23 protein-coding genes and 1 pseudogene are annotated in these 25,890 nt (G+C 63.9%); 18 read left to right on the forward strand and 6 right to left on the reverse strand.

From position 1 onward, the window contains the following. Positions 1-19 precede the first annotated feature (19 nt). Genes A3AS_RS0138310 through A3AS_RS0138320 form a run of 3 tightly spaced genes read left to right on the forward strand, consistent with a single transcriptional unit; the run spans position 20 to position 2,331 of the window. Complete coding sequence (locus A3AS_RS0138310) at positions 20-1,063, forward strand: TAXI family TRAP transporter solute-binding subunit (protein ID WP_018322721.1); 1,044 nt, start codon at positions 20-22, stop codon at positions 1,061-1,063. Then, on the forward strand, positions 1,060-1,689 hold the full coding sequence (locus A3AS_RS0138315) for a hypothetical protein (protein ID WP_026202803.1): 630 nt from the start codon (positions 1,060-1,062) through the stop codon (positions 1,687-1,689). The genes A3AS_RS0138310 and A3AS_RS0138315 overlap by 4 nt, the downstream gene beginning before the upstream one ends. Positions 1,690-1,713: 24 nt before the next feature. Continuing rightward, entirely contained in the window at positions 1,714-2,331 is a 618-nt protein-coding gene (locus A3AS_RS0138320; protein WP_018322723.1) for a hypothetical protein, read from the forward strand. Positions 2,332-2,612: 281 nt separating this feature from the next. Here the strand turns inward: A3AS_RS0138320 and A3AS_RS0138325 are convergent, their stop codons facing one another. Further along, a complete protein-coding gene (locus A3AS_RS0138325; RefSeq protein WP_018322724.1) occupies positions 2,613-3,356 on the reverse strand; it encodes an SDR family NAD(P)-dependent oxidoreductase in 744 nt (247 codons plus the stop codon). Between the two features lie 144 nt (positions 3,357-3,500). On the opposite strand from A3AS_RS0138325, the gene A3AS_RS0138330 reads away from it, so the two are divergent. The 5 genes and pseudogenes from A3AS_RS0138330 (at position 3,501) to A3AS_RS0138345 (ending at position 9,769) form a co-directional block, all read left to right on the forward strand. Then, positions 3,501-4,271: a methyltransferase domain-containing protein gene (locus A3AS_RS0138330; protein ID WP_018322725.1), complete on the forward strand. Its 771-nt coding sequence runs from the start codon at positions 3,501-3,503 to the stop codon at positions 4,269-4,271. Between the two features lie 198 nt (positions 4,272-4,469). Beyond that, complete coding sequence (locus A3AS_RS0138335) at positions 4,470-5,471, forward strand: DctP family TRAP transporter solute-binding subunit (protein WP_018322726.1); 1,002 nt, start codon at positions 4,470-4,472, stop codon at positions 5,469-5,471. A gap of 152 nt (positions 5,472-5,623) precedes the next feature. Then, a pseudogene (locus tag A3AS_RS50255) lies at positions 5,624-6,100 on the forward strand (TRAP transporter small permease); the annotation flags it as partial. A gap of 219 nt (positions 6,101-6,319) precedes the next feature. After that, on the forward strand, positions 6,320-7,600 hold the full coding sequence (locus A3AS_RS50260; RefSeq protein WP_245283392.1) for a TRAP transporter large permease subunit: 1,281 nt from the start codon (positions 6,320-6,322) through the stop codon (positions 7,598-7,600). A 240-nt stretch (positions 7,601-7,840) separates the two neighbouring features. Then, positions 7,841-9,769: an alkyl/aryl-sulfatase gene (locus tag A3AS_RS0138345; protein ID WP_018322728.1), complete on the forward strand. Its 1,929-nt coding sequence runs from the start codon at positions 7,841-7,843 to the stop codon at positions 9,767-9,769. Between the two features lie 103 nt (positions 9,770-9,872). Here the strand turns inward: A3AS_RS0138345 and A3AS_RS0138350 are convergent, their stop codons facing one another. After that, positions 9,873-10,943 carry a glycosyltransferase family 4 protein gene (locus tag A3AS_RS0138350; RefSeq protein ID WP_018322729.1) on the reverse strand — a complete coding sequence of 357 codons (1,071 nt, stop codon included), beginning with the start codon at positions 10,941-10,943 and terminating at the stop codon, positions 9,873-9,875. A 273-nt stretch (positions 10,944-11,216) separates the two neighbouring features. On the opposite strand from A3AS_RS0138350, the gene A3AS_RS0138355 reads away from it, so the two are divergent. Genes A3AS_RS0138355 through A3AS_RS0138370 form a run of 4 tightly spaced genes read left to right on the forward strand, consistent with a single transcriptional unit; the run spans position 11,217 to position 17,092 of the window. Then, positions 11,217-12,980 (forward strand): ABC transporter ATP-binding protein, encoded by a 1,764-nt coding sequence (locus A3AS_RS0138355; protein ID WP_018322730.1) that lies wholly within the window; start codon positions 11,217-11,219, stop codon positions 12,978-12,980. Positions 12,981-13,038: 58 nt separating this feature from the next. Continuing rightward, complete coding sequence (locus A3AS_RS0138360) at positions 13,039-15,243, forward strand: amylo-alpha-1,6-glucosidase (RefSeq protein WP_018322731.1); 2,205 nt, start codon at positions 13,039-13,041, stop codon at positions 15,241-15,243. 20 nt (positions 15,244-15,263) lie between these two features. Beyond that, positions 15,264-15,782, forward strand: a complete 519-nt coding sequence (locus tag A3AS_RS0138365) for a PRC-barrel domain-containing protein (RefSeq protein ID WP_018322732.1) — start codon at positions 15,264-15,266, stop codon at positions 15,780-15,782. A 23-nt stretch (positions 15,783-15,805) separates the two neighbouring features. Beyond that, positions 15,806-17,092 (forward strand): MFS transporter, encoded by a 1,287-nt coding sequence (locus A3AS_RS0138370; protein WP_018322733.1) that lies wholly within the window; start codon positions 15,806-15,808, stop codon positions 17,090-17,092. A gap of 78 nt (positions 17,093-17,170) precedes the next feature. Here A3AS_RS0138370 and A3AS_RS0138375 read toward each other — a convergent pair whose 3' ends face one another. The 4 genes from A3AS_RS0138375 to fixL form a co-directional block, all read right to left on the reverse strand. Next, positions 17,171-17,869 (reverse strand): helix-turn-helix domain-containing protein, encoded by a 699-nt coding sequence (locus A3AS_RS0138375; RefSeq protein ID WP_026202804.1) that lies wholly within the window; start codon positions 17,867-17,869, stop codon positions 17,171-17,173. Between the two features lie 103 nt (positions 17,870-17,972). After that, the gene (locus A3AS_RS0138380; RefSeq protein ID WP_018322735.1) at positions 17,973-18,389 is read right to left on the reverse strand and encodes a response regulator transcription factor; all 417 of its coding nucleotides are present in this window, start codon (positions 18,387-18,389) and stop codon (positions 17,973-17,975) included. A 73-nt stretch (positions 18,390-18,462) separates the two neighbouring features. Then, a complete protein-coding gene (gene fixJ, locus A3AS_RS0138385) occupies positions 18,463-19,080 on the reverse strand; it encodes a response regulator FixJ (RefSeq protein WP_018322736.1) in 618 nt (205 codons plus the stop codon). Between the two features lie 17 nt (positions 19,081-19,097). Next, complete coding sequence (fixL, locus tag A3AS_RS0138390; RefSeq protein ID WP_018322737.1) at positions 19,098-20,615, reverse strand: sensor protein FixL; 1,518 nt, start codon at positions 20,613-20,615, stop codon at positions 19,098-19,100. A 200-nt stretch (positions 20,616-20,815) separates the two neighbouring features. On the opposite strand from fixL, the gene A3AS_RS0138395 reads away from it, so the two are divergent. From A3AS_RS0138395 to ccoP, 6 genes are all read left to right on the forward strand, one after another. Continuing rightward, positions 20,816-21,649 (forward strand): universal stress protein, encoded by an 834-nt coding sequence (locus A3AS_RS0138395; RefSeq protein WP_018322738.1) that lies wholly within the window; start codon positions 20,816-20,818, stop codon positions 21,647-21,649. Positions 21,650-21,683: 34 nt separating this feature from the next. Continuing rightward, positions 21,684-22,109, forward strand: a complete 426-nt coding sequence (locus tag A3AS_RS0138400) for an HPP family protein (RefSeq protein WP_018322739.1) — start codon at positions 21,684-21,686, stop codon at positions 22,107-22,109. A gap of 220 nt (positions 22,110-22,329) precedes the next feature. Then, the gene (gene ccoN / locus A3AS_RS0138405) at positions 22,330-23,979 is read left to right on the forward strand and encodes a cytochrome-c oxidase, cbb3-type subunit I (RefSeq protein ID WP_018322740.1); all 1,650 of its coding nucleotides are present in this window, start codon (positions 22,330-22,332) and stop codon (positions 23,977-23,979) included. An 11-nt stretch (positions 23,980-23,990) separates the two neighbouring features. Continuing rightward, a complete protein-coding gene (gene ccoO, locus A3AS_RS0138410) occupies positions 23,991-24,725 on the forward strand; it encodes a cytochrome-c oxidase, cbb3-type subunit II (protein ID WP_018322741.1) in 735 nt (244 codons plus the stop codon). Between the two features lie 13 nt (positions 24,726-24,738). Then, positions 24,739-24,903 (forward strand): cbb3-type cytochrome c oxidase subunit 3, encoded by a 165-nt coding sequence (locus A3AS_RS0138415; RefSeq protein ID WP_018322742.1) that lies wholly within the window; start codon positions 24,739-24,741, stop codon positions 24,901-24,903. A 6-nt stretch (positions 24,904-24,909) separates the two neighbouring features. Next, positions 24,910-25,785, forward strand: a complete 876-nt coding sequence (gene ccoP, locus A3AS_RS0138420; RefSeq protein WP_018322743.1) for a cytochrome-c oxidase, cbb3-type subunit III — start codon at positions 24,910-24,912, stop codon at positions 25,783-25,785. Positions 25,786-25,890: the final 105 nt, after the last annotated feature.

Consider the following 25,890-nt stretch of genomic DNA (forward strand, 5'->3'; position numbering starts at 1 on the left):
TGAGCCGGAAGGGAACGACATGAACAAGGCGCCAAAGTTACGCTCGTTGCTCCTGCTGGCTTGGTGGGTGCCGGTCGCTATGATGCTTCAAACGGCCTGCCTGGAAGCGCAAACGGCTGGAAATGCCAAGGCCGATGCACAGCTCGACCGACGGCCGCTTCCGAAAGAGAACGAAAAGAACCGGATGAACGCCTGGACGGTCGGGCTCGCCGGGGGCCTGCTCGAGGGCGCGCCGATCCGCCTCGCCGCAGAAATGGCTCGCGTCGTCGACGACGGAGCAGACCTGCATCTCCTGCCGATCGTCACCCGGGGGGCCACCGACAATCTGAACGCGCTGCTCTATTTGCGCGGCGTCGATACTGCCATCATCAACTCCGACGCGCTCGAGGAGTATAAGATTCAGGTACCGCAGATCCGGAGTCGCATCACCTATCTGCTCAATCTCTTCCCATCCGAGCTGCACATCTTTGTGCGGCCTGAGATCACAAGCCTGCAGGATCTTGTCGGCAAGAGGGTGAACTTCAACACCCTGGGCACCGCGGCCGCCTATTCAGGGCCACTGATCTTCAGCCGCTTCGGGATCGATGTCGAAAAGACATTCATCCCGCATCAGGTCGCCCTGGAGCAGATGCGTAAAGGCGAAATGTCGGCGGTGGTGTTCATCACGTCGAAACCCGTCGACGCCTTCGTAAAGGGCCGCTGGGAGGCTGGATTCAAGTTCCTCCCGATCCGTTACGACAAGAAATTCGAGGACTATTATCTGCCCGCGACCTTGGACGCCAATGAGTATCCTAATCTGATCAAGCAGGGTGAGCGGGTCTCGACCATCGCGGTCCCGACAGCGCTGGTCGCTTTCAACTGGCCGCCAGGCTCCAATCGCTACCAACGCGTGGCTCGCCTTGTCGAGTACCTGTTCTCGCGGATCGACCGGCTGCAGGCACCAGGCTTCGATCCGAAATGGCAGTCGATCAATCTTGCGGCATCCGTCCCGGGTCTCACCCGCTTCCAGGCCGCGCAGGAATGGCTGGATCGCAAAGCGCGCAGCGTACAGGCGAGGCCATGAAGACTGCCGCTCCGCCGCTCGCTGTCGCCTTCAACGTCGCCTGCGGTATCGCCTACGCGCAAAGTACGAGCGATCCCATGGAAACACTTAGGGCTTGTTCGGCGATGGAGGGACAAGCCCGGCTGGAATGTCTGCAAGGCCTATCGCGCAAGATTCCCCCGTCCAGCCGGAGTAGCCGGGATGCCGGCTGGATCGTCAGCGAGACGACTTCGCCAGTCGATTATCTGCCGGTCGTCACTGCCACGGCCACTTCTGTCGGCCGCTCGGACGGTGCCGCGATGCAGCTCGCAATCCACTGCCGCAGAGGCCGCACGGAAGTCATCGTCGCCGGACCGGCGCTGTCACGCAGCGCCAACGAATACGTGATCTCCTTTCGGCTGAATGCGGATACGCCAATGCAACTCGCAGCAGCGTCGCCGTCATTCGGCTCCGGCGTCGCTTTCGGGGGCGACGTCGTAAAATTGTTGAGCTCGCTACCCGACGACGGTCACATCGTCGTGAGCCTTTTCACCCGCACTGGCCCGGCGCAAGACGGACAATTCCTGCTCAGCGGATTCGAAAACGTGCGCAAGAAAATGGCGGCCGCATGCAAATGGCCACATGCCGTCACCAGGCCGGGTAGGTGATGGTCAGGATATGGGAGACACGAGATGATCAATCCAAAATTGGCGATGGCAGTCATCGGCGGCTTGACGATAGGGCTTCTGGTCGGACCAGGCGCGCAGGCGCAGCAGGACAACCAGTGGTTCCCGCAGGCGCGCGAGAAGAGCCAAGCGAGCAACGCGAAGCATCCGGGTGGACAGAAGCAGGTGAGCAAGCCGCGGCAGACTCACGCGATCAGGCAGGATCCTCCGAACAACACGAAGATGGCTCAGGCTTCAAGAACCGAGAGCGCGAAAAAGTCGCACCGGCTGGTGCTGCAGGTCAATTCCAACGAACCTGCGATGATGAACCTCACGCTCAACAATGCGAGCAACGTCGCGCAATATTATCGCGATCTCGGTGAACCAGTGTCGATCGAGGTCGTCACCTTTGGTCCCGGCCTTCACATGCTGCGCGATGACACCTCGCCGGTAAAGCCGCGCATCGAGGTGCTCGCGATGAGCCATCCCGAAATCTCGTTCAAAGCCTGCGGCAACACGCAGGAAAACATGCGCAAGGCGGAGAATAAGGACATCAACCTGATCCCACAGGCAACGGTCGTGAAATCCGGCGTTGTCCGCGTCATGGAGCTGCAGGAGCAGGGCTGGAGCTACGTCAAACCGTGAGGTCTGGCGGCAAACCCAGGTCAATGCATTTGGCGCTTAGCGCGAGCTGAGCGCGCGCCTCGTCCTTCGAGACGACCGCTTCGCGGTCTCCTCAGGATGAGGCTAAGCAGCATCGGTGCTCGTTGAAACTGCAGCCGCGCACTCGATCGTCATCCTGAGGGCCCGCCAACGGCGGGCGTCTCGAAGGATGGCCACAGGCGAAATCACTCCCAAATGCGATAGCCCTGGGGGCAAACGGGACGTGGCGTGCGTTCGCGGGTCGTGGATACAGGAGCCCAGCCCTAGAACTGATACCGCCGCAGCCCCCCGTCCACCGGGATCACCGTCCCGGTGATGTACCGCGCCACCGGCGAGGCCAGGAACACCGCGAGTGCGGCCAGATCTTCCGGCTCGCCCCAATAGCCGACCGGGATTTCCTCCTCGGCAAAACGCTCCCGGTAATCTGGCGGATAGTTGCGGCGGATCTGCTCGCTCATGATGCGGCCGGGAGGGATGCAGTTGATGGTGATGCCGTGCTCGCCGATCTCGCGCGACAGGCCCTTGGCCCAGGCGTGCACGGCGGCCTTGGCGGCGAACGCCGCGTTGAGTCCCTCGGGCTCGGACTTGCCGGTGATGTTGACGATGCGGCCCCATTTGCGCTCGATCATCTGCGGCAGCAGTGCATGCGCGATGCGGCGGTAGCTGGTGAAATTCAACGCGATCGCCTCGTCCCATTTGCTGTCGGGTGCATCGACCGGCAGCGGCCGGCTGCCGCCGGCATTGTTGATGAGGATGTCGACATGGCCGAGCTCCTTCACCGCAAAGGCCGCGATCCGCTCTGCCGCGTCCTTCGCCATCACGTCCTGCTCGAGCGGCGTGATCAGCCCGGAGCCTTCCTCCTTCACCAGCTCGGCGAGCAGAACGGTGCGCCGCGCCACGCCGACCACACGCACGCCTTCGGCGGCGAGGCCCTTGGCGATGGCGCGGCCGATGCCGATGCTCGCGCCGGTGACGACTGCGGTTTTCGATCTGAGCCCGAGGTCCATGGTCACACGCTCTCTTGCTGGTTTTTGCTTATTGCTGTCCGCTTCCTGCCCGTCCCGCGGGCCTTGCGAATTGCCTGAGCGGGACGAGCAGTGGTAACCAAGAGCGACCTTGAAGGAAACACGAAAAAGAAAAGGCGTTGAGCGATGGCCTGGGATCCGCAGCAATACTTAAAATTCTCCGGCCATCGGCTCCGGCCCGCCGTGGACCTCTTGATGCGGATTCCGGATTTTGGCCCGCGCGAGATTGCCGATCTCGGCGCCGGCGCCGGCAACGTGACAAAACTCATCAAGGAGCGCTGGCCGGAGGCGAGCGTGACCGGCGTCGAGGGCTCCGCCGAGATGGTTGCCGCCGGCCGCAAGGCTGCACCCGATGTGGAATGGTCCCACGAGGACCTCGGCCAATGGCGCCCCGCCAGGCAATACGACTTGATCTACTCCAATGCCGCACTGCACTGGCTGCCCAATCATGCGGCGCTGTTTCCATCGGTCATGGAGAAGGTGAAGCCTAGCGGCATGCTTGCGGTGCAGATGCCGCGCAACTTTCTGGCGCCGTCGCATGTGCTGATCGGCGAGACCGCGCTCGATGGTCCGTGGCGATCCAAGCTCGAGCATCTCGTGACGCCGCCGCCGGTCGAGGGGCCGGCCTTCTATCACGATCTTCTTGCGCCGATGTCGGCCAACATCGACATCTGGGAGACCGAATATCTGCAGGTGCTCGAAGGCGAGAACCCCGTGAAGGAATGGACCAAGGGGACCTGGCTGACGCGCTATCTCGACGTGCTCGCAGGCGAGGAGAAGATCGCATTCGAAGCCGCCTATGGGATGCGGGTTGCGAAGGCCTATCCGAAGAATGCGGCGGGGCAAACCCTGTTCCCGTTCCGCCGCCTTTTCATGGTTGCGCAGCGCAAGAGCTGATGCTCTGCCGCAATGCGACATAAGCGCTCGTTCCCCTGGACAGAAGCAGGTGCCGGGTTGCGTAGACAGCGCTCGTCAAGATAGCTTGGCTGCGGCAAATTGGGCTTAGGTCTAGTTGTTCGGCCTGCGGATTGCTGCCACTACTCAAACCGGAAAACAAAAAAGCACCCGGTTTGTCGAGGTTGTTGGGAGGTCTTCATGCGCAAACTGCTTCTTGCGGTCGCGGCGGCCGCGCTGATTCTGGCCCCTGCCGCTGCGCTGGCCCAAACTCCGATCGTCATCAAGTTCAGCCACGTCGTCGCCAACGACACCCCGAAGGGGAAGGGCGCACTGAAGTTCAAGGAGCTCGCCGAGAAATACACCGACGGCAAGGTCAAGGTTGAAGTCTACCCGAACTCCACGCTCTACAAGGACAAGGAGGAGATCGAGGCGCTGCAGCTCGGCTCCGTGCACATGCTTGCCCCTTCGACCGCGAAATTCGCGCCGCTCGGCATCAAGGAGTTCGAGGCGCTCGACCTGCCCTGGCTGTTCAAGGACGAGCAGACCTATTCCAACGCGATGAAGGGCACCGTCGGCAAGTGGCTGTTCCAGAAGCTCGAGACCAAGGGCATCACCGGTCTCGCTTACTGGGACAATGGTTTCCACATGGTCTCTTCGAATCGCCCGCTGATGAAGCCGACTGACTTCCAGGGACTGAAGTTCCGCATCTCCGGATCGAAGGTTGCCGACCAATATTTTCGCCTCGTCGGCTCGATCCCGCAGATCATGGCGTTCTCCGAAGTTTACCAGGCGCTGCAGACCGGCGTGGTCGACGGCTGCGAGAACACCGCATCCAACTATCTGACGCAGAAGTTCTACGAGGTGCAGAAGGACATCACTGTCTCCTATCATGCACACCTGCAGTATGCTGTGATCGTCAACTCGAAGTTCTGGTCGGGCCTCCCGCCCGATATCCGCACCCAGCTCGACAAGGCGATGGCGGAGGCGACTGACTACACCAACTCGATCGCCCGCCAGGAGAACGAGGACGCGCTGGCCGAGATCAAGAAGACAGGTAAGACCAATCTGCATTACCTGACCGATGCCGATCGCAAGGCGTGGCAGGATGCGATGCAGCCGACTTATAAATGGGCAAAGGGCCGGGTCGGGCAGGAGGTGCTCGACCTCGTCGCCAAGGAACTCGACGTCAAGATGAACTGACGGCCGCGCCCTAACAAGAATAGCAACGGTCGGGGGTGATCGCACTCCCGGCCGTTTCGCTCTTGAATGGACGAGCCAATGCTGGGGGGACGAAGTTGCTGCGTGTTCTGAATCGTGTGCTCGATCATCTCGAGGAGTGGCTGATCGCGACGATGATCGCGGCTGCGACGTCGCTCATCTTCGTCGCCGTGCTGCACCGCTACGGCGCCGGGCTGTCGATCGATATCGCCAAATGGGCGGAAGCCCGCAATCTGACCTTCCTCGCCGTCCCGGCGCGCGCGGCATTCGTCTGGCTTGCCGCGCTCGATCTGTCCTGGGCGCAGGAACTCTGCATCTACATGTTCATCTGGATGGCGAAGTTCGGTGCCGCCTACGGCGTGCGGACCGGCATCCATGTCGGCGTCGACGTGCTGGTTAATATCCTGCCCGGCGGATCGCGCCGGCGCGTCATCACCTTCGGTCTGTTGTGCGGCGCCCTCTTCACCGCCATCGTCGCCTATTTCGGCGCCGCGTTCGTGGGACAGATGTGGCAGACCGGCCAGCAGTCCAACGATCTGGAAGCACCGATGTGGATGGTGTATCTCACCATCCCGCTCGGCTCCGGCCTGATGTGCTTCCGCTTCCTGCAGGTCGCCTGGTCGTTCCACCGCACCGGCGAGCTGCCGCATCACGACATGGCGGGCGTCGAGGGTGTCGAGGCGGATCCGGTGCATCCGGCGCCGGTCACGCATAGTCAGGTCGTCCGGGACGAGCGCAGCCCGCTCGGCTGGATCCTGATGCTGCTGCCGGTCCTGATCGTCGCGCTGTGCTTCGCGCATGCGGGTCACGTCATCACGCTGCCGCAGGGCCTGCGCGTCCTCATCGTGTTCGCGCTTCTGCTCTCCTTGATGCTGACGGGCATGCCGATCTCGATCGCGCTCGGTCTCACCGTGCTCAGCTTCATGTTCACACTGACCGACGTGCGAACGGAATCGGTGGCGCTGAAGCTGTTCACCGGCATCGAGAATTTCGAGATCATGGCGATCCCGTTCTTCATCCTCGCCGGCAACTTCCTGACCCACGGCGGGGTGGCGCGGCGGATGATCACCTTCGCGACCTCGCTGGTCGGCCATTGGTACGGCGGTCTCGCGCTGTCGGGGGTGGTCGCCTGCGCGCTATTTGCCGCCATTTCCGGCTCGTCGCCGGCGACCGTGGTGGCGATCGGCTCGGTGATCCTGCCGGCGATGGTCGCGCAAGGCTTCCCGAAGCGGTTCGGCGCGGGCGTGATCACGACGTCGGGCTCGCTCGGAATTCTGATTCCGCCGTCGATCCCGATGGTTCTCTACGCCGTCTCCACCAACAGCTCGGTCGGCAAGCTGTTCATTGCCGGCATCGTGCCGGGATTGGTCCTGGCCACGCTGCTCGGCGTCACCACATTTTACCGAGCCTGGCGCAACGACTATCCCCGGATGCCGAAGGCAACGCTGCGCGAGCGCTTCGATGCGTTTCGCAAGTCGATCTGGGGCATCCTGCTGATCGTGATCGTGATCGGCGGCATCTACAGCGGCCTGTTCACGCCGACCGAAGCTGCCGCCGTCAGTGCGGTCTACGCCTTCATCGTCGCGGTGTTCATCTACAAGGACCTGAAGCTGAGCGACGTGCCGCGGGTGCTGCTGTCGTCGGCGAATCTCTCGGCGATGCTGCTCTACATCATCACCAACGCCGTCCTGTTCTCGTTCCTGATGACCTACGAGAACGTGCCGCAAGCGCTGGCGCAATGGATGATCGACCAGGGCCTGGGGTGGATCGGCTTCCTGCTCCTCGTCAACTTGCTGCTGCTGCTGGCGGGCAACGTGATGGAGCCGTCCTCGATCATCCTGATCATGGCTCCGATCCTGTTCCCGGTCGCGATCAAGCTCGGCATCGACCCGATCCATTTCGGCATCCTGATGACAGTCAACATGGAGGTTGGCCTCTGCCATCCGCCTGTCGGCCTCAATCTCTACGTGGCGTCAGGCATCGCAAAGATGGGGATCACAGAGCTCACGGTCGCGGTGTGGCCATGGCTGCTGACGATGCTGGGATTCCTGGTGGTGGTGACGTACTGGCCGGGCCTGTCGTTGTGGCTGCCGCGATTGTTGGGGATGTAGCGACGAGTTCTGAATCCCTCTCCCCTTGGGGGAGAGGGTGGCTGTCGCGCAGCGGCGAGACGGGTGAGGGGTATCTATCCTCGCGGACGCTCTCGCGAGCGGAGAAATACCCCTCATCCGGCGCTTCGCGCCACCTTCTACCACAGGGGGAGAAGGGGACAGCATCCGTGTTGCCGCCGGCGATGGCAATCACCCGCCAGATGCGGTTAGATGCCGCGCAACCGGCGGGGAGGAGCAAGCATGACAGAACCCAGCAGCGAGCCAAAGGACGCGACGCCGTCCGTCATCGCCCAGCAAGCGGCGATGCTGAACGCGCTGCCGTTTTCCGACACGCGGGATTTCGACGACGCCGCGCGCGGCTTCCTCGGCACGATCGAGAATGCGACGATCACGAACCCGCAAGGGCGGACGGTCTGGAGTCTCGCGCCTTACGGCTTCCTGTCCACCGAAGAGGCGCCACCCACGGTCAATCCGAGCCTGTGGCGGCAGTCGCGTCTCAACATGCAGCACGGCCTGTTCGAGGTCGTGCCCGGTGTCTACCAGGTGCGCGGGCTCGACATCGCCAACATGACGCTGATCGAGGGCGACAGCGGCGTCATCATCGTCGACACGCTGACCTCGATCGAAGGTGCCCGCGCCGCGCTCGATCTCTATTTTAGGCATCGCGGCCTGAAGCCGGTCGCCGCCGTCATCTTCACCCACACCCACACCGATCACTGGGGCGGCGCGCGCGGCGTGCTGGAGGAAGACGCACTCGCTACTAGCCGCGTGCCGATCATCGCGCCGAACCTGTTCATGGAGCACGCCGTCTCCGAGAACATCATTGCCGGGCCGGCGATGCTGCGCCGGGCGCAGTACCAGTTCGGGCCGCTGCTCGCCAAGGGGACGCGGGGGCAGGTCGATTGCGGGCTCGGCAAGTCGATGGCGGCAGGCTCCGTCGCGCTGCTGCGCCCGACCGATTTGATCATGGCGACCGGCGACAGGCGCGTCATCGACGGCGTCGAATTCGAATTCCAGATGGCGCCGAACAGCGAAGCACCGGCGGAGATGCATTTCTTCATCCCACGCTACAAGCTGTTGAACCTCGCCGAGAACTGCACGCACAATTTCCACAATCTGCTGCCGTTCCGCGGTGCCGACGTGCGCGACGCGCTCGCCTGGTCAAAATATCTGGGCGAGGCCTTGCAGCTCTGGGACGGCAAGGCGGAGGCGATGTGCGGCCAGCATCATTGGCCGGTGTGGGGAGCTGAGCGCATCGGCACGATGATCCGGCAGCAGCGTGACCTCTACAAATTCGCGCACGACCAGACCATCCGCCTGATGAATCACGGCCTCACCGCGGCCGAGATCGCCGAGACGATCCAGCTGCCGAAGAGCCTGGAAGGCGCTTGGCACGGCCGCGGCTATTACGGCCACATCCGGCACAATGTGAAGGCGATCTACCAGAAATATCTCGGCTGGTACGATGCCAACCCGGTCAATCTCGATCCGCTGCCGCCGGTGGAGTCAGGCAGGAAATACGTCGAGTATATGGGCGGGGCGGATGCGATCCTGGCGCGGGCGCGTGCGGATTTCGACAAGGGGGAGTTTCGCTTCGTCGCTCAAGTGCTCGGCCATCTCGTCTTCGCCGAGCCTGACAATGCGGCGGCGCGCGCGTTGCTCGCCGACACGCTGGAGCAGCTCGGCTACGTCGCCGAGAGCGCGACCTGGCGCAACGCCTATCTGTTCGGTGCGCAGGAATTGCGCCAGGGCATGCCGAAGGTGCCGGCGCGCCCGCCGATGCCGCGCGAGACGCTGGCGGCGCTGCGCACCTCGCAGCTCTGGGACGTGCTCGGCATCCGCCTTAACGGCCCCAAGGCCGAGGGAAAGCACATCGTGCTGAACTGGAGTTTTTCCGATACCGGCGAGACCTTCGTGCTCAATCTGGAGAACTGCGCGCTGACCTACACCGAGGGCGTCCAAGTGGAGGGCGCCGATGCCAGCTTCACGCTGACGCGCGCAACGCTCGACGAGGTGATCGCCAAGCTGACGAGCTTTCCGGAAGCCGTCGCTGCAGGGAGGGTCAAGCTGTCGGGCAACCCGATGAAACTCGCCGAGCTGATGGACCTGATGGACGAATTCCCGCGCATGTTCGAGATCGTGGAGCCGAAGCGGGCGGTGGTGAGGTAGGGAAGGCCGTGTTGACGCGCTGAGGACGTCACACTCCGCTGTCGTCCCCGCGAACGCGGGGACGACACTGTTGATTGGTCTGCGACGCCGTTGGTTGGCTAGCTTACTCCGCGCTGCTCACCAGCTTGATCCGCGGCGACTGTTCCTCAGCGAGGCTACGGTAGGCGGCGAGGTAATCCAGCGCCATTCGCCGCGCCGTGAAGCGCGTCTCGAACTGTTTGCGAATCGCGGTGCGGTCGAGTTGCGGAAGGCGATTGACGACGCCGGCTGCGCTGAGGATGTCCTCGACGACGAAGCCGGTCAGCCCCTCGTCGATGATCTCCGGCACCGAGCCGCGGTTGAAGGCGACCACCGGCGTTCCGCAGGCCATGGCTTCGATCATCACGAGGCCGAACGGCTCCGGCCAGTCGATCGGCAGCAGAAGGCCGAGCGCGCCGCTCAAAAAGTCCGACTTCTCGTGATCGCTGATCTCGCCGATGAACTCCACCAGCGGATTGTTCTCGATCATCGGCCGGATCAGCTCGTCGTAGTAATCCTGGTCGGCACGATCGACCTTGGCCGCGATCTTCAGCGGAATGCCGCAATGGGTCGCGATCTTGATGGCGCGGTCGACGCCCTTCTCGGGCGCGATGCGGCCGAGCACGGCGAGATATTCCTGTTTCGCCGGCTTCGGCGTCAGCAAATTCTCCGGAAGACCGTGATGAATCGTCGTCACCCAGTTCGCCTGCGGCACCGGCCGTCGCTGCGCATTGGAGATCGAAATGACGGGCATCTTGGAGAAGGTGTTGAACACCGGCTGATGCTCCGGCAGGTCGAGCCGGCCGTGTAGCGTGGTCAGGAACGGCGTCGGCTGGCGGTGGAACAACGACCACGGATAATAGTCGAGATGGAAGTGGAGGAAGTCGAACTCCTCGTCGTCACATTTTTGCCGCACGCGCTCCAGCAGCACCATGTGCAGGGCGTTTGGATCGCGCACGGAACCGTCGAGACGGAGCGCCCTCGGCCACAGTGCATCCAGCTTGGCCGAGGTCTGTGAATCGCCGCTGGCGAACAAAGTCACGTCGTGCCCAAGGGCTACCAACTCTTCCGTCAACCAATGCACCACCCGCTCGGTGCCGCCATACAGCTTGGGTGGAACAGCCTCCGTCAACGGAGCTACCTGCGCGATGCGCATCTCACTATCTCCTTGCGATCATAAAGGTTGAAACCCCCCGCCAGTACGGCACCGGCATGCCAGACAAGGGAACGTTCCCGCACTTGCGAAGTTCCTTCCTCCGAACGTTACATCTTCGACACGTCCGCGGGTCGTCTCGATGCTGCCACGACATCTTCTCAGATCGTCCGCATCCGCATGTCGTGATCGCCCGGCCCGGGAACCGAGGCGACGAGGTCGATGTTCAGTCGATCAGTAACAAAACGAAAATCAGCATAACGGGGCGATAGCCATATGGATCATCTTTCTGGATACGCGCGCAGGCCATTTGCCTTTGTCTTGCGCTATCTTCGGATGCGAATCGCATCGCATCTGGTGATCCTGGCCGCGGTCGTTGCAGCGGTTGCCTGCTCCGTAGGCACCCAATACGGGGTCAAATCGCTCGTCGACGCCTTGTCAGCGGGTCCTTCGCAAGGCGGCGGCGTATGGCTGGCATTCATTTTACTCATGTCGCTGATCGCCGCCGACAACTTCCTGTGGCGGATCGCGAGCTGGACGGCGAGTTTCACCTTCGTTCGTGTCACGGGCGATTTACGGCGTGACATATTTCGTCATCTGACCGGACACGCGCCCAGCTACTTCTCGGACCGGATGCCCGGCATGCTGACGAGCCGCATCACCGCGACGTCGAACGCGGTGTTCACGGTCGAGAACATGTTCGTCTGGAACGTGTTGCCGCCTTGCATTGCCACAATTGCGGCAATCGCCCTGATTGGAACCGTCAGTCCTTACATGGCGCTTGGCCTGATCGTGATTGCCGGCGGCATGGTGGTTGCGATGTTCCGTCTCGCCGCCGCAGGCAAGCCGTTGCACGACGACTTCGCCGACAAGGCCGCCGTGGTCGACGGCGAGATGATCGACGTCATCAGCAACATGCCGCTGGTCCGTGCCTTCTGCGGTATCGGCCACGAGCACGAGCGGTTCGACGCGACGGTGAACCGGGAACTGACCGCGCGGAGCCGCAGCCTGCGTTATCTGGAAAAGCTGCGGCTGTTGCATGCCGCCGTGACCGTGCTTCTGACGATCGCGCTGATGGCCTGGGCAGTCACGCTCTGGCAGCAGGGCGAGGCGACGACCGGCGACGTGGTGCTGGTCTGTACGCTCGGTATCTCCATCCTGAGCGCGACGCGCGACCTTGCGGTGGCGCTGGTCGACGTCACCCAGCACGTTGCGCGACTGACCGAGGCGATCGCCACGCTGCTGGTGCCGCACGATCTGCGCGATCACCCCGACGCCGAGCCGCTGGTGAAGAGCGGCGCGGCGATCGCGTACAATAACGTTACCTTCGGCTATCCCGGCGGCGAGAAGATCTTCGAGCGCTTCAGCCTGCGGCTCCAGCCCGGCCAGCGCGTCGGCCTGGTTGGTCAATCCGGCGGCGGCAAGTCTACGTTGTTCACGCTGCTGCAGCGCTTCTACGACACCGATGAAGGCAGCATCACGATCGACGGACAGGACATTTCGAAGGTCACGCAGCTCAGCCTGCGCGAGGCGATCTCCGTGGTGCCCCAGGATATTTCCCTGTTCCACCGTTCCATCCGCGAGAACATCCGCTATGGTAGGCCGAACGCGACCGATGACGAGGTACTGCGCGCGGCGATCGCGGCGCGCTGCGATTTCGTCGAGAGCCTGCCTGATGGCCTCGACACCATGGTCGGCGACCGCGGCGTCAAGATGTCCGGCGGTCAGCGCCAGCGCATCGCCATCGCGCGCGCGTTTTTGAAGGATGCGCCGATCCTGCTGTTGGACGAGGCGACCGCCGCGCTCGACAGCGAATCGGAGGAGGCCATCCGCGAGGCGCTGTCCCGCCTGATGCGCGGCCGCACGGTGATCGCGATCGCGCATCGGCTGGCGACGCTGCGCAATTTCGATCGCGTGGTGGTGTTGAGGGCCGGCAAGATCATCGAGGACGGCGCGCCCGACCGACTGATGCAGGGTCACGGTCCCTACCGTGAGCTGGTGACGCAGGAGATGAGCCGGCTCGCGAAGTTCGCCGCGTAAACCCAACAGTCGCGTTCGCGTTGGTTGCGTTTCGAAACAAGGCGCAGGGGAGCAGCTCATGGCAGCCGAAGCCGTAACCAAGATCATCTCCGTATCGCAGACGGTGGAGGCCGTCGCGGAGCAGACGTTCTACATTCCGATGACGGGGCCCGCCGCGCGGCCGCGGCGGTCCCTGAAACATGACGACACCTTTATCGTGCTCGACAGCCATGGCGACATCGGCGCGTCGGCCGGCGGGCCGGACGGCCTGTTTCACTACGACACCCGCTATCTGGCGCGGCTGGAGCTCGTGCTCGACGACCTCCAGCCGCTGCTGCTCGGCTCCAACCTGCGCGACGACAATTCGGCGCTCACCGTCGATCTCACCAATCCCGACATCTACCGGCAGGGCCGCCTCGTCTTCCAGAAGGACCTGCTGCACATCGTGCGCACGATTTTCCTGTGGCGCGGCACGGCCTATCAGCGCATCGGCGTGCAGAACCACGGCGACGGCCGCGCCAGTTTCGAGCTGACGCTGCTGTTCGACAACGACTTTGCCGATCTGTTCGAGGTCCGCGGCGAGCGCCGTCCGCGCCGCGGGACCGGCACGAGCAAATTGCTCGGGCCGACCGACGTGCTGTTCGAATATCGCGGCCTCGACGACACCGAGCGCACTACGGGCCTGCATTTCGACCCGCGTCCGACGCGGCTGTCGGTGAATGCCGCGACCTGGCAGCTCGAGCTTGACCCTCATGAATCGAAATCGCTGTTCGTAGCCGTATCCTGCAACCGTCCGGTCGCCGAGAAGCCCGCACGCTTCTTCAGGGGCTTGCTCGCCCATCGCCGCGAGATGCGCCGGTCCACGATGGGCGCCGCCAGCATCGAGACCTCTAATAACATCTTCAACGAGGTGCTGTGCCAGGCCATGGCCGACCTCAACATGCTGATGACGGAGACGCCGCAGGGGCGTTATCCCTATGCCGGCATTCCCTGGTACTCGACGACGTTCGGCCGCGACGGCCTGATCACCGCGCTCCAGATGCTGTGGGTCGATCCGCGCATCGCCAAGGGCGTCTTGCGCCGGCTCGCGCATTTCCAGGCCAAGGCGACAGATCCGCTCGCCGATGCCGCGCCGGGCAAGATCCTGCATGAGATGCGCGGCGGCGAGATGGCGGCGCTGCGCGAGGTGCCGTTCGCGCAATATTACGGCAGCGTCGATTCGACCGCGCTGTTCGTCCTGCTCGCCGGGAGCTATTTCGAACGGACCGGCGACGAGAAGACCTTGATCGAATTATGGCCGGCGATCGAGGCGGGGCTGGCCTGGATCGACGGTCCCGGCGATCCCGACCAGGACGGCTTCGTCGAATACCAGCGCGCCACAGAGAAGGGACTCGCCAACCAGGGTTGGAAGGATTCCTACGACGCGATCTTCCATGCCGACGGCCAGCTTGCGGAAGGCAACATCGCGCTCGCCGAAGTCCAGGGCTACGTGTACGCCGCCAAGCTGCTCGCCGCGCGTTGCGCGCTGCGGCTCGGCAAGCCGGACCGCGTGCGCAAGCTCGAGGCCGAAGCCAGGACGCTGGCCGAGCGCTTCGAGAAGGCATTCTGGTGCGAGGAGCTCGGCACCTACGCGCTCGCCCTCGACGGCAGGAAGCGGCCCTGCAAGGTGCGGACTTCGAACGCCGGCCAGGTGCTGTTCAGCGGCATGATCCGCGAGGACCGTGCCCGCCTCGTCGCCGCCGATCTGATGCGGCCGCATTTCTTCTCGGGCTGGGGTATCCGCACCGTCGCGCAGGGCGAAGTGCGCTATAACCCGATGTCATATCATGACGGGTCGATTTGGCCGCACGACAACGCGCTGATCGCGCTCGGGCTCGCGCGCTACGGCCTGAAGCATTCGGTCGCGCATGTCTTCAAGGGGCTGTTCGACGCCGCCACTTATATGGACCTGCGCCGGTTGCCCGAATTGTTCTGCGGCTTCCGGCGCGAGAAGCGGCGCGGCCCGACGCTCTATCCGGTCGCCTGCGCGCCGCAGGCCTGGGCCAGCGCGACGCCGTTCACGCTGCTGGAGGCGGCGCTCGGCATCGAGTTCGACGTGGCGCGCAGCGAGATTCGCCTGCGCAACCCGCATCTGCCGGCGTTCCTCAACGAGGTGATCCTGCGCGATCTCAGGCTCGGCGATTCCAGCGTCGATCTTCGCGTCAGCCGCCACGGCGACGACGTGGCGCTGGAAGTCTTGCGCACGCGCGGCCAGATCCAGGTGTCGATCGTGCTGGCGCGCTAGCGGCGCGCGGGGAGAGTGTCATGCGTGCGATCGGAGCGTTGTTCCTTGGCATAGCCATCGTCGCGGGCCTGGCGGCGGCCACGTCGCGCGCTGCAGAGGAGCCGCCTGCAGGGCAGAGCGAGGCGAAAGCGCCGACGGCACCGTCGCCGACCTCGGCCGTCCCTGTCACGCCGAAGGACGCCGCGCCGCCGCCGTCGGTGACCATCATCGGTGCGAGCGAGGCCCATGGCGTGCTCGGCCGCGACGTGCGTAGCGCCGCGGATGAAGACATGGGCCGCATCGTCGACGTCATCGTCGACCGCGGCGGCCATGTCCGCGCCGCAGCCATCGATTTCGGCGGATTTCTCGGCGTCGGCAGCCGCAAGATCGTGGTGGATTGGAACGCATTGCGCTTCGGCAAGATTGCCAACAAGAAAGACAGCATCACGCTGGAACTGACCAAGGCGCAGGTCGCGGCCGCGCCCGAATACAAGGAAGACACGCCGATCGTCGTGCTCGGCGCATCCGGCAGCCTTCAACCGCTGCAAGCGATCCAGTGAGGTGCCGGGAGGGCTGACCGCCTGTGCTGTTGTCGAGGAAGCCGAACCATGCAGATCGTGACGGCCGCGCCGAGCAGGACAACGTCGCCGCGCCATCGGCCGCGGGCATTCCTGCGCCGTCGCGCCAGAGCCTGCGCGGCCTCGACTGGTTCATCTTCTTCCTCGCCGACGTGCAGACCGGATTCGGTCCCTTCATCGCGGTCTATCTGACGACCCAGAAATGGACCCAGGTCGAGATCGGCCTCGTGCTGTCGATCGGTGGTATCGTCGCGTTGATCGGGCAGATGCCGGGCGGGGCGATCATCGATGCCGCGAAATCGGAGCGACTGGTCGCCGCCCTCGCGATCGCGACCATCGGCGCTTGCGCGCTGGCCTATGCGGCGATGCCGATCTTTCCCGTGGTGGTGGCCGCGGCCACCTTGCACGCGGCGGCGAGCTGCGTGCTGGGGCCGGCGATTGCGGCGATCAGCCTTGGTCTGGTCGGCCCGTTCGCGATCGGCGAGCGGCTCGGCCGCAACGCGCGCTTTGCCTCCCTCGGTAATGGCGTTGCCGCGGCGGTGATGGGTACCGCGGGCTATCTGTTGTCGAGCCGCTCGGTCTTCCTGGTCACCTTCCTGCTCGCGATCCCCACCCTGATCGCGCTCTCGCGCATCCGTGAGAATGAGGTCGACATCGCCCGCTGTCATGGCGAGATGCCGCGCGAATCGGCGGATCGCGGCGACACCAACATCTGGCACCTGATCCGGCAGCGTCCGCTCATCGTCTTCGCGCTCAGCGTGCTGCTGCTGCAACTCGCGAATGCCGCGATGATGCCACTGATGGCGAGTGCAGTGACGGCGCGGTCCGCCCAATGGGCGACAGTGCTCGTCGCCTTTTGCATCGTCGTTCCGCAAGCGATCGTGGCGCTGCTGTCACCGACGGTCGGCCGCAAGGCGCAAGCGTGGGGCAGGCGGCCGCTGCTGCTGATCGGGTTCGGTGCGCTGGCGATTCGCGGCCTGTTGTTTGCGACCGTGCGCGATCCGTATCTGCTGGTCGCCGTGCAGGTGTTTGACGGCATCACCGCGGCGGTGTTCGCGGTGATGATTCCGCTGATCGTGGCCGACGTCGCCTTTGGCAGCGGCCATTTCAACCTGGCGCAGGGCATCGTCGGCACCGCAACCGGCATCGGCGCGTCGCTGAGCACGGTGCTCGGAGGCTATGTCAGCGACAAGTTCGGCAATGCGACCGCCTTCATCGGGCTGTCGGGTGTGGCCGCGACCGGGCTCTTGCTGATTCTCTTCGTGATGCCGGAGACGCGGCGCACGGCATGACTCGAGGCCCAAAGAAAAAGGCCGGCCGAAACGCGTTCGGCCGGCCAAGTGGGTAGGAGGAGGAAGATCAGGCGAAGCTCAAGCGTCGAGATGTTGCAGGCGCTGGCGGTTGCGCAGCACGATCTGGCGGGCGCCGGAGAAGCCCAGAATTCCCTGGGCGTGGAGCTGCGACAGCGCGCGCGACACGGTTTCGAGGGTGAGGCCGAGATAGTCGCCGATGTCGCGGCGGCACATCGGCAGCGCCATCATGCCGGCAACGGCGAGGCGGCGGTCCATTTCGAGCAGGAAGGTCGCAACGCGCTCCATCGCGGTCTTGCGGCCCAGCAGCAGCATGTGGTCCTCGGCATGGCGCAGCTCGGAGGCGGTCATGGCCCAGAGCTTGCGGGCGACCTGGACGTCGGTGCCTGCGGCCTTCTCGAGGCTGGCGCGCTTCACGAGACGCACGGTGGTGTCGATGATGGCTTCGGCAGCAAGGCGGTGAGCGGGACCGGATTCGAGGCCGAACACGTCGCCGGGAAGATGGAAGGCGCCGATCTGGCGGCGGCCGTCGGACAGGAGCTTGTAGCTGCTTACTGCGCCGGACACGACCTGGTAGACATATTCGGCCGGCTCGTCCTCGCCATAGATCTCCTCGTCCTTGCGGTAGGAGAACTCGGTGGCGACGAGGCCGACATGGCCGGTGATGGCGCCGAACTGGTCGGTGACGGGATGGCCGGGGGCGATCTTGCCAACAATCTGGGTGTTGATCGCCTGGGTGTTGAGGGTCTGGGTGAGCATCTGCGCCATCTCCGTTGTGATGACGCTTTGGTACGCGGTATCGGGGGCTTCGAAAATTTCGAGCGATATCTTAAGGGGGTCTACCTACGTAGAATCCCGTAGGTCACGCGCGGGGGCGGTCCTGAATGGCGCGGCGAATGCGCTTGATCAGGGTTTCGTCGAGAAGCGGCTTCAAAACCACGTCCTTGACGCCCGCCGCAGCCGCACGGGTCGAGATGTTCTCGTCCGGATAGCCGGTGATCAGGATCACGGGGGCGCCGCGGTCGGCCTCGCGCAGGCGGCCCGCAAGCTCGATGCCGTTGATGTCGGGCATCTTGTAGTCGATCACGTAGCAGTCCGCCCCGCGCGCGCCGCCGGCGTTGAGCAGCGCGGTGCCGCTCCTGAAGGTCCGCACGGCAAAGCCGTCGGTTTCCAGCAGGAACCGCAGAGAGCCCAGGACGGCGGCATCATCATCGACCACGTAGACGGTGGGGAGCGCTGAGGACGACGGCCGCTCGTGATGTGAACCGACCTCGATCATGCTGCTTGGCTAGCACGGCGCCGGGAAGGGGCCTTGACTTGGCTCAATCCCGTTTGCCCCTATCCGACGTGCCTCAATCGTTGAGCATGCCGGCGCGCATTGCGAGGCGGACCAGCTCCGACAGGCTGTTGGCTTGCATCTTGGTCATGACGTTGGCGCGGTAGACTTCGATGGTGCGCGGGCTGATGTCGTATTCGCGGGCGATCAGCTTGTTGGACAGGCCCGCGATCAGCCCCTCCATGACCTGGCGCTCCCGGGGGCTCAAGGAGGCGACGCGGGCGGCGATGTCCTGGGTGACGGCGTCGCTCTTGGCGGCGGGCTCGGCCTGGCGGATCGCCGATTCGATCATGGTGGTGAGGCGGTCGTCCTCGAACGGCTTTTCCAGGAAGTCGACCGCGCCCAGCTTCATCGCCTCGACCGCGAGCGGCACGTCGCCATGACCGGTCATGATCAGGATCGGAAACGGGCTCTGCTGCGCCTTCATCCGCTTGAGCAGCTCGATCCCGTCGAGTCCCGGCATGCGCACGTCGGAGACGACGCAGCCGAAGGCGAGGCCGGGCAGGGCGTCGATGAAGCTCTGCGCATTGTCGAACAGTGTGACGCCGAAGCCGGCCGAATCCAGCAGGAAGTTCAGCGAATCCCGCATCGCCGCATCGTCGTCGATGACGTAGATATGTCCCTTGGTGGTCATGAATTGGTTCTCGTCAGTCAGTTCTCGGCGGTCGCCGGCAAGGTGAAGCGGAATGTCGCGCCGCCCGATGCATTGCTCTCGGCCCACATGCGGCCGCCGTGAGCTTCGATGATCGAGCGGCTGATGGACAGTCCCACGCCCATGCCGGTTTCCTTGGTGGTGAAGAAGGTCTGAAACAGGTTTGGAATGACGTCGCCCTGGAAGCCGGAGCCGGTGTCGGAGACCTCCACCTCGATCATGTCGTCGGCGACGCGGGTGTTGGCGACGACGAGCTCGCGGCGCGACGACTGCGCCATCGCCTCCAGCGCGTTGCGGAACAGATTGACCAGCACCTGCTGGATCTGCACCCGGTCGGCGAGGACGAGATCGGCGTCGGGATCGAGGCTGAAGCGGAGCTGCACGTTCTGCTCGCGCGCGCCGGCGAGCCCGAGCGCGCCGGCCTCCTCGATCAGCTTGGACAGGCTCTCGACCCGCTTCTCCGACTCGCCGCGCGAGACGAAGTCGCGCAGGCGCCGGATGATCTGGCCGGCGCGCAAGGCCTGCTCCGCCGCGCGATCCAGCGCGCTTTCGATCTTCGGCGTGTTCGCGTCGGTGCTGCCGGCGAGCAGCCGCCGCGATCCCTTCATGTAATTGCTGATCGCGGCCAGCGGCTGATTGAGCTCGTGGGCTAGCGCGGAGGCCATTTCGCCCATCGCGGTCAGTCGCGAGACGTGGACCAGCTCGGATTGCAATTCCTGGAGCCGGGCCTGGGTCTGCTGGTGCTCGGTGAGGTCGCGGACGAATCCCGTGAAATAGGGCTCGCCGGCGGATTCCATCTCTCCGATCGACAGGTGCATCGGAAAGGTCGTGCCGTCGCGGCGCTTGCCGGTCACGATGCGGCCGATGCCGATGATGTGCGGATCGTTCGTGGAGCGGTAGCGGGCGATGTAGCCGTCATGGCGGGTGCGATCGGGCTCCGGCATCAGAATGCTGACGTTCTGACCGATTGCCTCGTGCTCGGACCAGCCGAACAGGCGCTCCGCAGCCGTGCTGAACAGCTGCATAATGCCGTGGCCGTCGATGACGATCATGGCGTCGGGAATAGTATGGAGAATCGAGCGGAGGTGGGTCTCGCGCGTGCGCAGCGCCTCCTCGACCTGCTTTTCCTCGTCGATGTCGAGAAAGATGCCGCTGAGATGACGCGCCGTGCCGGCTTCGTCCCGAATGAGTCCGGCCCGGGCGCGGATCCATTGCCCGTTGCCTGAGGTGTTCGCGACCTTGAAAGACACGTCGAAGCTGCCGCCACGCTCGGAAACGCGCTTGATTGCGCTCTCGACCCGCTCCCTGTCCGTCGGTTGAAGCCGCGACAGGAAGAGATCGTAGCTCGCCGGCTGACCCGGCTCGACGCCGAGCAGGGCTCTGGCGGTATCGGACCAATCCAATTCCCGTGTCGCGAGGTCGAGATCCCAGGTGCCGACGCCAAACCCTTCGATCCGAACGCGAAAACGTTCGCCCCCACCGTCGTCCTGCGAGTGCGTTACGCGGGTCGGCGACAAATGATGTTCCTCATCCTGATGCGGCGGCTCCGGACGCGGTTACCGCTCCCCTAATGTCGCCTAAGGCCGGGCCGGAGGCAAGTTCTGTCGGCTTGCCGATTGACGGCAAGTCGGGCGCCGGCGCCCTCCTTGATCTATCTCATCCCGATGTGCGGAGGCAGGCGTAAATTTTACCAAAGTCTTTGCACTGGAGAATACCGATGACATACGCGACGGTGATGGTCAGCCTGGCGCTCGACCAATCCAACGAAGCGCGCCTTCAGGTCGCGGGCGAACTCGCCGAACGATTCGAGGCCACGCTCGTCGGGGTTGCTGCAGCCCGGTTTACGCCGCCGCTTTATTTCACCGACGGTGCGGAGGCCCAGCGCCTGATCGATCAGGAGGAGGCCTCAGTCAAGCGGTGTCTGGGCGATCTGGAGGCGGAATTCCGCGCCGCGACCCGGACTCGCGGCGGGCGCGTGGAATGGCGCTGCGCCACGGATTTTCCCACGCGGTTCGTCCTGGCTCAGGCGCGCTGCGCCGACATCATCGTCAGCGGCGGGCAGAGTCCGGCCTTCTCCGATGCCTTTTCGCTCGCAAGCCCCAGGGACTTGGTGATGCAGGTCGGCCGACCGTTGCTGGTGGTGCCTGATCGAATCAACTGGCTCGATCTGCGGAATGTGCTGGTGGCGTGGAAGGACACGCCGGAGGCGCGGCGGGCGGTGGCCGATGCGCTTCCGATGCTGCGCAAGGCAAGAGACGTCACCATCGCCACAATTCCGGAACGCGACGACGACCGTTCGGTCGTGATGGCCGGCGTCACCGACGTTGCCGCCTGGCTCGCCCGCCACGGCGTCACCGCGGCCGCGCGGGTCTGCGAAGGCGCCCGGAACGAAACCGCCGCCGCGCAATTGGAGAAAGTCGCCGGCGACGTCGATGCCGGACTGATCGTTGCGGGTGCCTATGGTCATTCGAGGTTTCGTGAATTGATCCTGGGAGGCGTCACCCAATATCTGGTCACGCAGACCGCCCGCAGCGTGCTGCTGTCGCACTGACGGCCGGCCAGAATCGAATCGAGGAGGACGCGCCGTGTACAGATTTCTTGAACAGACCGTCGACGGCTACATGACACGCAACGTCAAGGCGGTGCAGCGCGACCGTGACCTGCTCGAGCTCAGCCAGATGTTCGAGACCGACGATTTCAACTCCTATCCGGTCGAGGACGACGGGCAGGTGGTCGGCATCGTCACCAAATTCGACATCCTGAAGTGCTTCGCCTTCACGCCGAGCCAGATGCTGCCGCGCTATCACGACCTGATGAGCCGCAAGATCGGCGACGTCATGACGCCCGAGTTCATCTATGTCAGCCCCGACACGCGGCTGACGCGCGTGCTCCAGATCATGGTGGAGCACCGCATCAGGAGCATCATCGTGCTCGATGGTGCGCAGAAGCTGGTCGGAATCATCGCCCGTGAGGATGTCATCGCGGCGCTGAAGGAGACGGCGCGCGACTGACGCACTATCCCTGATCGATTTCATTGTCGCCTCCGTGATCATACGGAGGTTATTCCCGCTTGCGGCGTCACGCCGGGCGGCCTGCTCGTGCGTCGAGATTTTGAAGGGAACCAGCGGGATCGCCTGCTCCGAAGAACTTAAATGCCGCTCTTGATTTCAATCAATTCCGAGTGAGGATGAATGTGGTTTCTGGCGCTGTGTTCTTTCAGAGAGAATCCGCATGAGCCAGCCCTCCATCTCCAAATCCATGACCATCGGTGAAAGCGGCCTGGCTGTCGTGTTCGCAGTCACCGCTTTCCTCTGCGTGGTCGCTTCGGCCAAGGCGCTCGATGCGCCGTTCGCCTTCCACGCCGCGCTCAGCGCGGCGGCGAGCCTTGCTGCGGTGTTCGTCATCGTCAACCGCTACCTCGACCGTCCGGTGGCGCTGCCGCCACAGGAGATCAACGGGCGCCCGAACTACAACATGGGCCCGATCAAATTCTCCTCCTTCATGGCGATGTTCTGGGGCATTGCCGGCTTCCTCGTCGGCCTCATCATCGCCTCGCAGCTGGCATGGCCTGCGCTGAACTTCGACCTGCCCTGGACCAGCTTCGGCCGCCTGCGGCCGCTGCACACCTCCGCCGTGATCTTCGCCTTCGGCGGCAACGTGCTGATCGCGACCTCCTTCTACGTGGTGCAGAAGTCCTGCCGCGCGCGCCTCGCCGGCGACCTCGCGCCGTGGTTCGTCGTGGTGGGCTACAATTTCTTCATTCTGATCGCCGGCACCGGCTATCTGCTCGGCGTCACTCAATCGAAGGAATATGCCGAGCCGGAATGGTATGCCGACCTGTGGCTGACCATCGTCTGGGTCGTCTATCTGCTCGTCTTCCTTGCCACCGTCATCAAGCGCAAGGAGCCGCACATCTTCGTCGCGAACTGGTTCTATCTCGCCTTCATCGTGACGATCGCGGTGCTGCATCTCGGCAACAACCCCGCGCTTCCCGTCTCGGTGTTCGGCTCGAAGTCCTACGTCGCCTGGGGCGGCATCCAGGACGCCATGTTCCAGTGGTGGTACGGCCACAACGCGGTCGGCTTCTTCCTGACCGCCGGCTTCCTCGCCATCATGTACTACTTCATCCCGAAGCGCGCCGAGCGGCCGATCTATTCTTACCGGCTGTCGATCATCCACTTCTGGGCGCTGATCTTCCTCTACATCTGGGCAGGTCCCCACCATCTGCACTACACGGCGCTGCCGGACTGGACGCAGACGTTGGGCATGACCTTCTCGATCATGCTGTGGATGCCCTCCTGGGGCGGCATGATCAACGGCCTGATGACGCTGTCGGGTGCCTGGGACAAGCTGCGCACCGATCCCGTGCTGCGCATGCTCGTGGTCTCCGTCGCCTTCTACGGCATGTCGACCTTCGAAGGCCCAATGATGTCGATCAAGGTGGTCAACTCGCTCAGCCACTACACCGACTGGACCATCGGCCACGTGCACTCCGGCGCGCTCGGCTGGGTCGGCTTCGTGTCCTTCGGCGCGCTCTACTGCCTGGTGCCGTGGGCCTGGAATCGCAAGGGACTCTACAGCCTGAAGCTCGTCAACTGGCACTTCTGGGTCGCGACCCTCGGCATCGTCCTCTACATCTCGGCGATGTGGGTGTCCGGCATCCTCCAGGGCCTGATGTGGCGCGCCTACACCTCGCTCGGCTTCCTCGAATATTCCTTCATCGAGACCGTCGAGGCGATGCATCCCTTCTACATCATCCGCGCCGCCGGCGGCGGGCTGTTCCTGATCGGCTCGTTGATCATGGCCTATAACCTCTGGATGACCGTTCGCGTCGGCGAGGCGGAAGTCCAGATGCCCGTCGCTCTTCAGCCGGCGGAATGAGGAGCTCCACCATGTCGTTCTGGACACGCCACCAAATCTTCGAAAAGAACTCGATCATCCTGATCGTCGGCATCCTGCTGGTGATCGCGATCGGCGGGCTCGTCGAGATCACCCCGCTGTTCTACCTCAAGAGCACGATCGAGAAGGTCGACGGGGTCAGGCCCTACACGCCGCTGGAGCTGGCGGGCCGCAACGTCTATGTCCGCGAGGGCTGCTATCTCTGCCACTCGCAGATGGTCCGCCCGCTGCGCGACGAGGTCGAGCGCTACGGCCACTTCTCGCTCGCCGCGGAGAGCATGTACGACCATCCGTTCCAGTGGGGCTCGAAGCGCACCGGTCCCGACCTCGCCCGCGTCGGCGCAAAGTATTCCGACGACTGGCACGTCACCCATCTGACCAACCCGCGCGCGATCGTGCCGCAGTCGGTGATGCCGGGCTATCCGTTCCTCAGCCAGACCGAGGTCGATCCGGACACGATCGCCGACCACATGCGCACGCTGAAGGCCGTCGGCACGCCTTATACGGACGACCAGATCGCCAACGCGGGCGCCGACATGAAGGCCCAGGCCGACCCGGACAATTCCGGCGGCGACGCCTTCAACAAGCGCTACGCCAAAGCCGTTGTGCGCAATTTCGACGGCAAGGCCGGCACGCCGACCGAGATGGACGCGCTGGTCGCATACCTGCAGATGCTCGGCACGCTGGTCGACTTCAAGATCTACAACGAGAAAGCCAATCTTCGCTGAGAAGGCATGAACGATGAAAGCTATCCTGTCAGTCCATAATCTAGCGTCCGAGCTCGTGACGACGATCTGGACCCCGGTGTTCGTCGCGATCTTTCTCGCGATCATCGCCTACGCATTTTGGCCCCGTAACAAGGCTGTCTTCGACGAAGCAGCGCACCTGCCGTTGCGGGAGGAGTGAGAGACCATGACCGATCATCATAGCGACATCGACTCCGTCTCCGGCAAGTCCACGACTGGACACGAGTGGGACGGTATCAAGGAGCTCAACACACCGCTGCCGCGCTGGTGGGTGATCTCGTTCTACCTCACCATCATCTGGTCGATCGGCTACTGGATCGTCTATCCGGCCTGGCCGCTGATCTCCAGCAATACCACGGGCATGTTCGGCTACTCCTCGCGCGCCGACGTCGCGGTCGAGCTCGCCAACCTCGAGAAGATCCGAGGTGACAAGATGGCGGCGCTGGGCGTCGCCTCGCTCGCCGACATCGAGAAGGACCCAGCCTTGCTGGCGCTCGCCCGCGCCAAGGGCAAGACCGTGTTCGGCGACAATTGCGCGCCTTGCCACGGCTCCGGCGCCGCCGGCGCCAAGGGCTATCCGAACCTGAACGACGACGACTGGCTGTGGGGCGGCACGCTCGACCAGATCATGCAGACCATCCAGTTCGGCGCGCGCTCCGGTCATGCCAAGACCCATGAGGGCCAGATGCTCGCCTTCGGCAAGGACGGCGTGCTGAAGGCCGACGAGATCGTCACGGTCGCCAATTACGTGCGGTCGCTGTCGGGCCTTTCGACCCGCAACGGCTTTGATGCCGCCAAGGGCGAGAAGATCTTTGCGGAGAATTGCGTCGCCTGCCACGGCGACGGCGGCAAGGGCAATTTGGAAATGGGCGCCCCGAACCTCACCGACAAGATCTGGCTCTACGGCTCCGACGAAGCGGCTCTGATCGAGACCATCAGCCAGGGCCGCGCCGGCGTGATGCCGGCCTGGGAAGGGCGGCTCGATCCCGCCACCATCAAGGCGATGGCTGTCTACGTCCACTCGCTGGGCGGTGGAAAATAGCAGATCTCGCTGCAGACGGGGGTGAACAAAAATGCCCCCGTTTGCGCTGGATCAACTGACGCGGCGGTGTCGGGTCTAGGTTCAATCGCACCTTTTCGAGAAGCT

Origin of the sequence: Bradyrhizobium sp. WSM2793 (genome assembly GCF_000379585.1) — a bacterium.
Lineage (GTDB): Bacteria > Pseudomonadota > Alphaproteobacteria > Rhizobiales > Xanthobacteraceae > Bradyrhizobium.

Excerpts from the sequence above, each read along its gene's own strand:
- A3AS_RS0138310 (WP_018322721.1), top strand. The coding sequence starts at position 20 with ATGAACAAGGCGCCAAAGTTACGCTCGTTGCTCCTGCTGGCTTGGTGG.
- A3AS_RS0138315 (WP_026202803.1), top strand. The coding sequence starts at position 1,060 with ATGAAGACTGCCGCTCCGCCGCTCGCTGTCGCCTTCAACGTCGCCTGC.
- A3AS_RS0138320 (WP_018322723.1), top strand. The coding sequence starts at position 1,714 with ATGATCAATCCAAAATTGGCGATGGCAGTCATCGGCGGCTTGACGATA.
- A3AS_RS0138325 (WP_018322724.1), bottom strand. The coding sequence starts at position 3,356 with ATGGACCTCGGGCTCAGATCGAAAACCGCAGTCGTCACCGGCGCGAGC.
- A3AS_RS0138330 (WP_018322725.1), top strand. The coding sequence starts at position 3,501 with ATGGCCTGGGATCCGCAGCAATACTTAAAATTCTCCGGCCATCGGCTC.
- A3AS_RS0138335 (WP_018322726.1), top strand. The coding sequence starts at position 4,470 with ATGCGCAAACTGCTTCTTGCGGTCGCGGCGGCCGCGCTGATTCTGGCC.
- A3AS_RS0138345 (WP_018322728.1), top strand. The coding sequence starts at position 7,841 with ATGACAGAACCCAGCAGCGAGCCAAAGGACGCGACGCCGTCCGTCATC.
- A3AS_RS0138350 (WP_018322729.1), bottom strand. The coding sequence starts at position 10,943 with ATGCGCATCGCGCAGGTAGCTCCGTTGACGGAGGCTGTTCCACCCAAG.
- A3AS_RS0138355 (WP_018322730.1), top strand. The coding sequence starts at position 11,217 with ATGGATCATCTTTCTGGATACGCGCGCAGGCCATTTGCCTTTGTCTTG.
- A3AS_RS0138360 (WP_018322731.1), top strand. The coding sequence starts at position 13,039 with ATGGCAGCCGAAGCCGTAACCAAGATCATCTCCGTATCGCAGACGGTG.
- A3AS_RS0138365 (WP_018322732.1), top strand. The coding sequence starts at position 15,264 with ATGCGTGCGATCGGAGCGTTGTTCCTTGGCATAGCCATCGTCGCGGGC.
- A3AS_RS0138375 (WP_026202804.1), bottom strand. The coding sequence starts at position 17,869 with ATGCTCACCCAGACCCTCAACACCCAGGCGATCAACACCCAGATTGTT.
- A3AS_RS0138380 (WP_018322735.1), bottom strand. The coding sequence starts at position 18,389 with ATGATCGAGGTCGGTTCACATCACGAGCGGCCGTCGTCCTCAGCGCTC.
- fixJ (WP_018322736.1), bottom strand. The coding sequence starts at position 19,080 with ATGACCACCAAGGGACATATCTACGTCATCGACGACGATGCGGCGATG.
- A3AS_RS0138395 (WP_018322738.1), top strand. The coding sequence starts at position 20,816 with ATGACATACGCGACGGTGATGGTCAGCCTGGCGCTCGACCAATCCAAC.
- ccoN (WP_018322740.1), top strand. The coding sequence starts at position 22,330 with ATGAGCCAGCCCTCCATCTCCAAATCCATGACCATCGGTGAAAGCGGC.
- ccoO (WP_018322741.1), top strand. The coding sequence starts at position 23,991 with ATGTCGTTCTGGACACGCCACCAAATCTTCGAAAAGAACTCGATCATC.
- A3AS_RS0138415 (WP_018322742.1), top strand. The coding sequence starts at position 24,739 with ATGAAAGCTATCCTGTCAGTCCATAATCTAGCGTCCGAGCTCGTGACG.
- ccoP (WP_018322743.1), top strand. The coding sequence starts at position 24,910 with ATGACCGATCATCATAGCGACATCGACTCCGTCTCCGGCAAGTCCACG.